The 9,752-nt window shown below is 58.5% G+C and carries 7 protein-coding genes; 4 read left to right on the top strand and 3 right to left on the bottom strand.

The features are described from left to right. The coding region (locus K309_RS0132345; RefSeq protein WP_029050144.1) for a transposase domain-containing protein at positions 1-290 on the top strand (290 nt) is incomplete at its 5' end. Here K309_RS0132345 and K309_RS40910 read toward each other — a convergent pair. Next, entirely contained in the window at positions 235-717 is a 483-nt protein-coding gene (locus K309_RS40910; protein WP_500784388.1) for a transposase, read from the bottom strand. The genes K309_RS0132345 and K309_RS40910 overlap by 56 nt on opposite strands. Before the next feature lie 847 nt (positions 718-1,564). Here K309_RS40910 and K309_RS40915 point away from each other — a divergent pair. Then, on the top strand, positions 1,565-1,933 hold the full coding sequence (locus K309_RS40915; RefSeq protein WP_084402659.1) for a hypothetical protein: 369 nt from the start codon (positions 1,565-1,567) through the stop codon (positions 1,931-1,933). A gap of 16 nt (positions 1,934-1,949) precedes the next feature. Here K309_RS40915 and K309_RS0132355 read toward each other — a convergent pair whose 3' ends face one another. Next, positions 1,950-3,317 carry a replication initiation protein gene (locus K309_RS0132355; RefSeq protein ID WP_029050146.1) on the bottom strand — a complete coding sequence of 456 codons (1,368 nt, stop codon included), beginning with the start codon at positions 3,315-3,317 and terminating at the stop codon, positions 1,950-1,952. 1,184 nt (positions 3,318-4,501) lie between these two features. Between K309_RS0132355 and K309_RS0132360 the strand changes: the two genes are divergently transcribed. Then, positions 4,502-5,698, top strand: coding sequence for a ParA family protein (locus K309_RS0132360; protein WP_029050147.1), 1,197 nt, complete (start codon positions 4,502-4,504; stop codon positions 5,696-5,698). Beyond that, positions 5,699-6,688, top strand: a complete 990-nt coding sequence (locus K309_RS0132365) for a ParB/RepB/Spo0J family partition protein (RefSeq protein WP_029050148.1) — start codon at positions 5,699-5,701, stop codon at positions 6,686-6,688. A gap of 1,817 nt (positions 6,689-8,505) precedes the next feature. Here K309_RS0132365 and K309_RS38320 read toward each other — a convergent pair. Beyond that, a partial coding sequence (locus K309_RS38320) for a tyrosine-type recombinase/integrase (protein ID WP_035878737.1) occupies positions 8,506-9,752 on the bottom strand: 1,247 nt, incomplete at its 5' end.

A 9,752-nucleotide genomic window follows, 5' to 3' on the forward strand; every position in this document is an offset into this window, starting at 1 on the left:
TAACGCTGTATGCCAGCGATGGTCGCGTTGAGATCGACAATAACGCCGCGGAGCGGGCGTTGCGGGCCGTTGCTCTCGGTCGAAAGAACTACTTGCACTTCGGCTCCGACAGTGGCGGCGAACGCGGCGCCGCTATCTATTCGCTGGTGGCCTCAGCCAAGCTGAACGGTCTCGACCCCGAGGCCTACCTGCGACACGTCATTGCTCGCATCCCCGACCACCCCGTCAATCGCGTCAGCGAACTGCTGCCATGGGCCATGGCTGAGCAGATCCGCTCGAACGCCGCCTGAAAGTAACCTCCTCGTCAAGAACGCTGACCGTCGGACGGTTACAGTGTCCCCAATCGCATTGCATCTGTTCCCCGGGCAGTGTGCGCAGGCGCAGGAAGGCCTCGGCCATCGGGCGCGGCCGGTACCGCGCGATCACGTGCCGGAAGTGGTCCGGTGCGCCTTTGTACCCGCGCTCGCGCACCATCGCGTACAGGCGGCTGGCCGTGAGCGACGGGAACTTCTTCAGCGTCTCATGGATGAATGGCAGGTAGGCGTCGATCCGCGAAGGCCGCTGCACGCTGCCAATCCGGGGCAGGCCAGCCTGTGCCAGCACACGTTGAACGGTGTCGCGGTGCACATGCAACTGGCGCGCGATGGTGCCGCAGCGCCATTTTTCAATGTGATACAGGCGCAGGATCCGCGCCTCCAGTTCCACTCCTATGGTCATCCGGATCTCCGCGATCGAAGCGATTTACACGACGGGGACCACGGCGACGTACAAAGCCGGTACGCACGAACGGCGGCAGCGGGCGGCCACAACCATGACAGCACGGCGTTGCCGGTGCCGCCGTCGCACGATCACGGCTTGAACGGCAACGGCGGCGCCTGTCGTCGGGTCCGGCTGCAGTACAGCATTGACGGGGGGAGCGAGTGAACCCTGATGCGTCACATTCTTCTGTAACGCTCGCCAACGGCGTGTGCGCGCCGCATGGGCGAAGCGCCCCTGATGGCTGCGTTGATAGCGCCTGCCGGCTTCGCGCACGCTGGCGCGGCGCGCTTCCTGGGCGCAAGCCCGGCAGTACCGCTGGCCGCGGTCACAGCGGCGGCAAATGAAGACCTGGACCCGGCAGTGGGCGCATACGTACAGGCGGCCCGTGGGCAGCATCGACGCTCCTCGATCGACGCCGAAGACCATCGACAGACCGCACCAGGCATGGAATACTGGGCGCGCACGCGTCTCTCCGGACCAACATCCGGATTCGGTGTGGGGCGCGACATCGGTCGGACTCGCGAGGTCTATGTGGCCGGTGCCGCGCCTGTTTCTTCGGCAATCCGCCTTTCTACCACGACTGTCTACACGCGCTGCGACGCAGGGCGCGTCTCCAGTCGCCCTTCGGGCTCCCTACGACGCGCCCTGCGTCAGCTCCCTCCCCATCCTTATCCTGATACCCCAAGGCAGAGCTGTGCCAAATCGATCCGTTTGCGCACGCGATGCCGCCGACCTTTGACGCCGCCAGATTTGTGCGGATTTACATCGCCATCGACAGACCTACGAAGTCGATTCAGCATCCATCGTGATCACCGACGCTAACGGCCGGCGAAGCTCTCTCGCGCATGAGCAGGCGAGTGCCTGGCTTGTCGAGATGGACAGAGTAGCGAGCGGACTGGCCGCTGCCGTAATCCAGCCGGCGCAAGCGAGAGAGCGATCGGCAGTAGTGGCTCCGCGCCTGCCGTGTGACGCGACCAATCTGATGCGCTGCAGGAAAGCACTGGCCGAGGCCCGCATTGAAGAGTTGCCGGCGATGACCATCGCCGCTGCTGTCCCCTTATCAGCACCGCAAACTCAATCGCGACGGTCGTCGGGCACTGCACAAATGGCGATCGAACAACTACGGGTTTTGGTGCGCGCGAGGTTGGATTTTGGACGCATTCGGTTGCCGTGAGAGGGCCTGCTCGTGCTCAGATCAGCCTTGCTGAGGCTGCAGCGCCTACTCGCTTTGCGGCCTTCGCTGCCTTGTGCACGCGACTTGCCACAAAGCCTCCAAATGTACTCCGAACATTCGGCTCATTGATATGTTCGTGCACGTTCAAGGACTCAACCTTAAGTCTTCGTGCAAGAAGCTTGGCCGCCTGAGACTCACAAAACTCCGCAATCATGTCCGATCGCTGCTCAGGGGAGAGCTTATTGTAGGCTTCCCAACCCAAATCAGCTTCTCGTTGGTCGCGCTCGGCGCCGGCGGCCTTCACGCGGGCTTCACGTTCGGCCATCTCCTGATCAGCAGCCTTACGAGTTGACTCTGCAATGGCCGACTGATGATGGATGTGCTTGTCGAGTTCACCAAGCAGGTAGCCCTCGCGAAGGGCCTTCATGAAATAACCACCTGCTCGTACCTTCACCTTGCCAACTTTCACGTTGTGGCGGGTGTACTCCATGGCCTGGTGGATTCGCTCGTCGTTGTACACGTCGCGGTTCGTAATAATTTCGTTGAATTCGGACTGGTTGAGTGCGAACTCTTTGCGCAGCGTCTCGTAGACATTTCGAAGCACGATGAATGCAGTTTTTTGCTCGTTGGGCTGTTCGGTAGCGTTCAATCGAAATCGGACTTGGCCGATTTTCTTTGAGCCGGGCACGTTAAGCGTAAGCATCTCAATGTGGAGTCCGGTCACTTCGCGAATTTCGGAGATGGCTACCTCGAGGACTTTACTGCGGAAGTGTTTGAAGAGGTCGTAGGTTTTTTTCTCGCACTCTAGCCAAGCACGCAGGGCTTGAACTTCGAACCAAGGCGTGATGCCCTCAACCATAAATTGTTGTAGTCGGTCGTACAGAACCTTAGAGTGCACCGACTTGAATACGTAGCGTAAGCTCAGAAAGTGGGAGGATTTGGGGTTCTTGATAGCGCGCTGTAGCCGTTCGGGAAGCTCAAAGATGAACTCCCCTCTTTCGATGAATGCTGAGCCCATTAGGGGCACTGCACCCCATCGATCTTTGGAAGGGTCTTCGACATCGATCTCATTAAGCTCGATAGCGGCTTTCTGGGCTTCGCGAACGAGCTTGCTGAGGTGGCGTCGGTTGTTGCTCGTTGTTGCTAGGAGCCACTTGAACAATCCGACATCAACCCGGTATTCGCGCCGGACTTCCTGGTCTTCAGCGACAAGGAAGTAAGCAACATCGATGAGGCGACGGCCTGCCAGACTTAGGTCGATGATTTTGACGAAAGCATTGCTGCGGCGGAAGCCCAAATCTTTTGGCGCTTCCGTGACGCTCTGGCCTCGAGGGGCGAAGTCCTCGAATAGAGCCAAGGCTAACTGTTGCGATGCGCTTTCCATACCATTTCCCTCCTTGGGGCAGGAGGTTGCAGGGGAAAGGTCGAAATGTCAAAACATTTCTTGTGACTTTGCCTCCCTAAGGCCTAGTGGCATGGTGCTACAGCTACTGGTCCGAGGTTACCGGTGTTTGGCCAAGGAAGACGGATGGAAGCGTAGTTGGACAATGTTGGTGACCTTAGTGGGTTTCGAAGGCTCGCCTGTAGGGGGAATTTGTGCGATCCGGAACCCTGTCCCATGGTATGGGGGTAGGTTGGTTTTTTGTTTTTAGAAACAGAACATCACTTACAAGAAGCGCGGGCCTCTTCATTAAATCAATGACTTAGAGTGGAAAGGTCACCTTTTGGAGCCCAAAGGTCGCCGATTTTGTCGCGTAAGGTCACTAAATGTGGCCGCAAGGTAACCGGATTTGGCCCCGGTTTCTTGGGCCGCGGACTCTGGGGCCATGCAAGGTAACTGGAATTGTGAACCAAGGTCACAAAGATTGTTGGAATCCGCGGAAGCCTTGCGAGGCAAGGAGTTGTGGGCAGTTTGGGCGACCCGTGGTCACTGGATTTGTATTTCTGGGCTCCAGGGGCCGTTTCCGACCTTGTGGTGGAGTAAGGTCACAAAAATTGTTCGCAGTTGAGCAGTATTCGCTCGAACTGACCAGTCATTGCGGGCATGAACGGTTCAGAATCGTCTGTCCGGGATAGCGGAGTAACCGCTAAGGTCACCAGATTTGTACGATCAAGAACCTCTAACTGCCAGGCAAAGTCACCAAAATTGTACGAACCATGCTGCGGAAGGAAGTTGTCGTGCCCCAGTAGGCACTTGTCTCAAGGTGAGAGCAGTAAATTAAAGTGCGTTTGGCGTTTGCCGGACTACGATTCGGACAATTTTGGTGACTTTGGGTGTGCAGCAGAAGAGACATGGTAGGGCGTGCACGATCTAAAGAACCATCGAATCGCGAATTCGTACAGTTGGCGGTGACCTTGCCTCATTGGGCGGAGCGCCTGCGTTTAGGGAAGATCCATCTTTCCTATGAGCGGATTACGCGCTGACTTACTTCACTCGATTCCGCGAACCCCGCACAGATAGCCATTTGAGGCGTCACTTTTTTGCCAAAAGTGCGTACGAGTACGTGAAGTTTTCGCGTTGGTCGCGTATTCTACGTTTCATCCTGAATTTCACATGAAACGTAGAATATGGTGGTGAAGAGCGAATTAACCGAGATTGACCGGACTGTCACGATTGGTTCAATGAGTGACTTTTCGAAGAAGCTGCAAAAGCTCACTGAGGAACTTCGCGAACATATCCTGGCACCTCGCCCTCGGAAAAGTCCGCCGACGTTCACCTCCACTCAGGTCGCCGAGATGTGCGGCATCGACCGGGCTCGGCTCCATTATTTGGCTACGAAAGACGGAAGCACACTTCCAGCGGGTGAGCTTCATGGGCGCGTACGCCAATTTACTCTTGCCGAGACTCGGAAGTGGGTTCAACAAGCTTCGCAGGTGAGGCCTTCCCCGCTGCTAAGAAACGGCGAAGCGGACGGTCGCGTTCTTATTTCTGCCAACTTCAAGGGTGGTAGCTGCAAGACGACTTCGAGTATGTGCCTGGCGCAGGGGCTGAGCTTGCGCGGTCGCAAGGTACTACTGGTTGACCTAGACCCGCAAGCATCACTGACCGAATTGTGCGGCCTGTATGCCGAAAAGATGATTGTCGAGGAAAGCACCGTTCTGCCGTACATCTACAGCCCTGACGACTTTACCCTCGAGAGTGTAATTCAGGAGACCTATTGGGACGGGGTTGATGTCATCCCTGCGCATCCATCTTTGTTCTCCGCGGAGTTTCATATCCCGGCAATGGCAAGCAAGTCGGCGAATTATCGCTTCTGGACCCTGTTACGTAAGGGCCTGGAGCCGCTCCGAAAGAAATACGACTATATCGTGCTGGATTCAGCGCCTTCGCTATCCTACCTAACCATTAACGGGCTGATGGCTGCGGACGCCATGGTGATGCCTTTGGTGCCGGAGAGTCTCGACTTTATTAGCTCGGTGTCTTTCTGGAGTCTGTTCTCCGATATGGCGGACAGCTTCAAGAACATCGAAGGAAACAAGACCTACGACTTCGTGAGCATTCTACTTTCGAAGGTTGACTATGGCGTGGCGTCTTCGGCTCCGATTGTTCGCTCCTGGGTCCAACGAGCCTACGGTGATTGGATGAGCCCTATTGAAGTGCCGGCGAGCTCCGTGATGAGTAACGGGGCGCTCGCACTTGCGACGGTGTTCGACATTAGTAAGTTCGAGGGCAGCAACAAGACATTCCAGCGTGTGCGAATTCCGTTCGATGAATATTGCCGTTGGGTCGATGAGTTTTACGCCGGAAAGTGGGAGGATGCGTAAATGAATATGCGCAAGCGCATGCTGGAGCAAACCGCAAATTTGACTCCGGCTAATGAAATCAAAGTGGAAGTCGCCGCCCCCCAGATTGCAGACCGTCCGAAGACTGCGCCAGGAATGATGGCGGCTTTGAGTGCGGCGCAGCTTCGGATTCAGGAACTGGAGTCCCAAGGGGCCGCAAGCACGGTTCCGGTTGAGAAGATTCGGCCGAATCCCTGGCAGCCGCGGATAAGGTTTGACGAGAGCAGTCTCACTGAGCTTGCCGAGAGCATTAAGGAACTGGGCCTAATGCAGCCCATTCTGGCTCGACGAGTTACACCGGACAACGGAGAGGCGTACTACGAGCTAATTGCCGGGGAACGCCGTTGGCGCGCTCACCAGGTGTTGGGTCTGCCTGAAATCAAGGCGCTCGTTACGGATGCGTCTGATGCAGATATGGCCGTGCTAGCTTTGGCCGAGAACGTCAGCCGTGAAGACCTTACCGACTACGAAATCGGCAAGGCGATGCGTCGCGTGGAGAAGGAATTTCCCGACAGGAAGCGGATGGCCGAATCGATGGGGATGAGCCGAAGCACACTCTATCGATATTTTGCCTTCGACAATCTACCCGAATTCATGCGTGTAGATCTGGAGAGGAATCCATCGCTTTTCAGTGGGACTGCAGCAAGTGACACTTACGCCGTGCTGAAGAAGCATGGCGAGCCAGCTGTGACTGTGGCTCGCGAGGTATGGAAGCAACTTGTAGACGGCAGCCTTGAGCAGTCGAAGTTTGCCAAGCTGCTGGACGCGTCGCTAATCCGACGTGAAGCGACGCCTGTAACTTCGCAGCGTGACATTCATAAGGTCTATGCCGGTAAAACTCAAGCCGGCAGCATCACAAAGGATTCCCTGAGCTTTACTGTAAAGCTCAAGAGTGCAGTCCTGACAGCGGCTCAAGAGGAGCGGATACGGACGGTAATCAACGAACTTTTTGACGGCGGGCCGCAACGTTAGCCCGTCGCTCCTGACCAGTCCTCGAACCCCTCATGCCGAGGGGTTTTTTTTGTGTTCCGAGTCGGAACACGAGTCCCGTTCTTACAAGAAGCTCTCTGAATTCCTCGTGCCCGTCCTCGATTAGGAGCGGACGTGTGTCGGCGCTATTGGTGTCACGAGTCGCGCCGGTCAGTCAGACAATCGTGTTCCGACTCGGAACACAACGTCATCGTGAACGTCCGTGCCTTGCGATTGCATCTGGGATGGCGATACTGGGAGTGCGCCCAGGCAGCGATGCTGCTGATGACGTTGATCGTGGCAAGAGTCTGCCGCAAATGCAGTGGGCAAGCAACCTGTTGGGCGACTGGCTAGCTTTGCCATCGCTACTCTCCATGCGCTAGCGCCCCGGCCGATGGGTCCGCATGAACATTCAGTCCGGTCGGGGCACCCATACGGGTACGACCGGCGGTCAGATACGCCGCATGGGAGTACGAGCCTGCGGCAAATTGTGAGGCCAACTTATAGTGGATGTTTGACCTGCAAATCCGTAGTGCCCGGGACATACCGGACGTGAACGAGGCGATGTGGATTGCCAATTCCGAACGCCCATGCCTTGCATGAGGCATTACGAGAACGCACGGATCGAGGGCGTTCCGATTCTCGTTGCCATGCGCACCCCAGCTGAGATGAATAACGCTTCTTCGTTGGTCGGCTGCCTCCTTCATGTTCCGAGTCGGAACACGAAGGAGGCAGCGTCACCCCAGAAATGCCGCTCGTGCCGGTGCTCCTTGATCTGCTTGAATCGCAACTGCGTATTGAAGAAAGTCCCGGCGGGATCGTAGGCGAGAGCAGCAGGACTCTAGCCTGTGGCAGTCAGGGCTGCGCAACGACAACAGCTTTGCGGCGCGCTGACGGTCAGGACACCCGAAAGTGATGTGAATTTAGCGCCGAGGCATTCGATCGTCTCAGGGCCACGGATGGCTACCGTGTCACAACGACCAGAATCTCTTGTAGTTCTTGCCAGTAGCAACGGCTACAGCCGTCTCGGCCAGACCGATCGACCGTAGATATCGATGCAGATGAAAACGTGACACCCGTGAGGCGAGGAGTGAAGAGAACGAGCTTCGGGTTCCGTGATCACCTCACTAATGAGTTGCATCAGGTACCCATCAGGGATGAGTGCCCCGGTTTCCTAAAACATCTCATTGGAGATTTACCTTGTGAAAACCGGCTACACGAGGGCAGGAGGCAAGGTCACAAAGTTTGTACGAATCTCAATTGCAACCCCTCCGTAGACCCAGCGCTGACTTGTCTTGGAGAGGGCCTCTGTCGCAAAACGGACAATTGATGGTGACCTTGCGTGTCTCGAAGGACCTCAGCCGGACAATACTGGTGACCTTATGAGAGGCCGACGAGCCTAACCATAATGGGAAAGGCAGTGACGGCAGGCCCAGAGGTCCCTTTTACGGCACGCGCAGACAAAAACTGACGCTCGTACAATCTTGGTGACCTTGTCTTTGGTCCAGCCTGACGTTTGGCCAATTTTGGTGGCTTTGGCCACCTCGCCAACCGCATGACCTTCCACGGCTAATTGCACGAGAGCGCGGGAAGGCGCTTTGGAGAATTCGGAACTGCAGCATCGTTCCTGAGGCAGGGGACAGAGTGCTATCGGCACAAAGTTTCCAGCCAGTACGCGCGTAAGAGTGCCCAGCTCCACTACCACTGATGCTTCGGGCATCAGCGTGTCTTGGTTCCCCTCACATCGGAAAATTGGTGAAATCTCGAGCTGCAGAGCCGCTCGATTGCAATTTGCCGCGAGCTAGTGGCCAGGACGCTTCCTAGCTGAGGCCGGGATAAAGCTTCGCCACGGCGGCGAGGCCACGTGCGCGCTCCGCGCGGACGTAGTGCGCGGTTGTTTGCAGCGAGGCGTGCCCCAGCAGCCGTTGCAGGACGTCCGCAGGCATCTCGTTGGCCACCGCATGCGTGGCAAACGTATGCCGCAGCGCATGGGGCGCGACGTGGCGCAGCTGGTTCCGCTCTGCCTCGGACAGGGGCAGCGTGGCGTCGTCGGCGACGCGAACCAACGTCGTCGTCAGCAGCTGGTACAGCCCATCCGGTGAAAAGCCCTTGCCGCGCAGCACGGGCGCGCCGTGCTCCTCGCTAAGGTGCTTCGCCTGGGCCGTGCGCGTGGACGGTATCACCACCGGCGAGAGCAGGGCGAGTTCCTGGTCCGGATTCTCGAAATCGTGGCCGCGGTCGGCCCAGTGCGCGCGCAAGGCATCGATGGCGCGCGCCGGGAGGAATACCGTGCGCCACTGCTGGCGCTTGCCGCGCAGCGCCAGCTCCCACAGGCCAGCGGGCATGCCGGCCTGCTCCGGCACCGGCTGGAGGTGGCAGCGCTGCGCGCCCGCCGCCTCTTCGCGGCGCGCTCCACTGCATCCCAGCAGCAGCACGGCCGCGCGCGCCAGGCGGTACTGGGCGCCGGGTGCGTCGACAGCCTTCGCGGTCAGCGGCGCCGCCACCGGCACCGCGGGCCATTGCGCGCAGAGCCGGTCCAGGATGCCATCGGGCTGCACCAGTGCTCTCCACAGCGGAGCCGGCAAGGCCTTGTCGACCGCGATCGGCACCTCCCGGCGCGTGGTCAGCGGATCCTGCACCAGCAGCCACGGGTTGCCGCCCAGGTAGCGCATGCTCACCAGCCAGGCAAAGAAACCCCGCAGCACCAGCACCGCGTAGCGCTGGGATTCCGGCTTGAGGGCGCCGACGAAAGGGCGCCAGCGGGCCGAGGTGCGGGGCGCCTTGGGGCCGATCCAGGACGGATCCGGCTGCGCCAGGAAATCCTTGTAGTGCTCGCAATCGTCGGTGCCCACGCACCAGAGCAGGAAGCGCTCCAGTTCCTTCTGGTAGGCGCGTGCGGTCTTGTCCCGGTCACGGAAGCGGGACAGGTAGGCCTGGATGGCCTCCAGGTCATGGCGGGCCGCGATCAGGCAGTAGCCCGGCGCCCGGTTGCGGCCCGCGCTGCCGTCGAGTGCGGGCACGATCCGTCCGACCTGCTCCAGTGGCACCAGCTTGCGCGCGAGCGCAG

Origin of the sequence: Cupriavidus phytohabitans (assembly GCF_000426345.1) — a bacterium.
In the GTDB taxonomy this organism is placed as follows: Bacteria; Pseudomonadota; Gammaproteobacteria; order Burkholderiales; family Burkholderiaceae; genus Cupriavidus.

Coding starts and splice junctions, on each gene's coding strand:
- K309_RS0132365 (WP_029050148.1), top strand. CDS start 5,699: ATGAATATGCGCAAGCGCATGCTGGAGCAAACCGCAAATTTGACTCCG.
- K309_RS0132355 (WP_029050146.1), bottom strand. CDS start 3,317: ATGGAAAGCGCATCGCAACAGTTAGCCTTGGCTCTATTCGAGGACTTC.
- K309_RS40910 (WP_500784388.1), bottom strand. CDS start 717: ATGACCATAGGAGTGGAACTGGAGGCGCGGATCCTGCGCCTGTATCAC.
- K309_RS0132360 (WP_029050147.1), top strand. CDS start 4,502: ATGGTGGTGAAGAGCGAATTAACCGAGATTGACCGGACTGTCACGATT.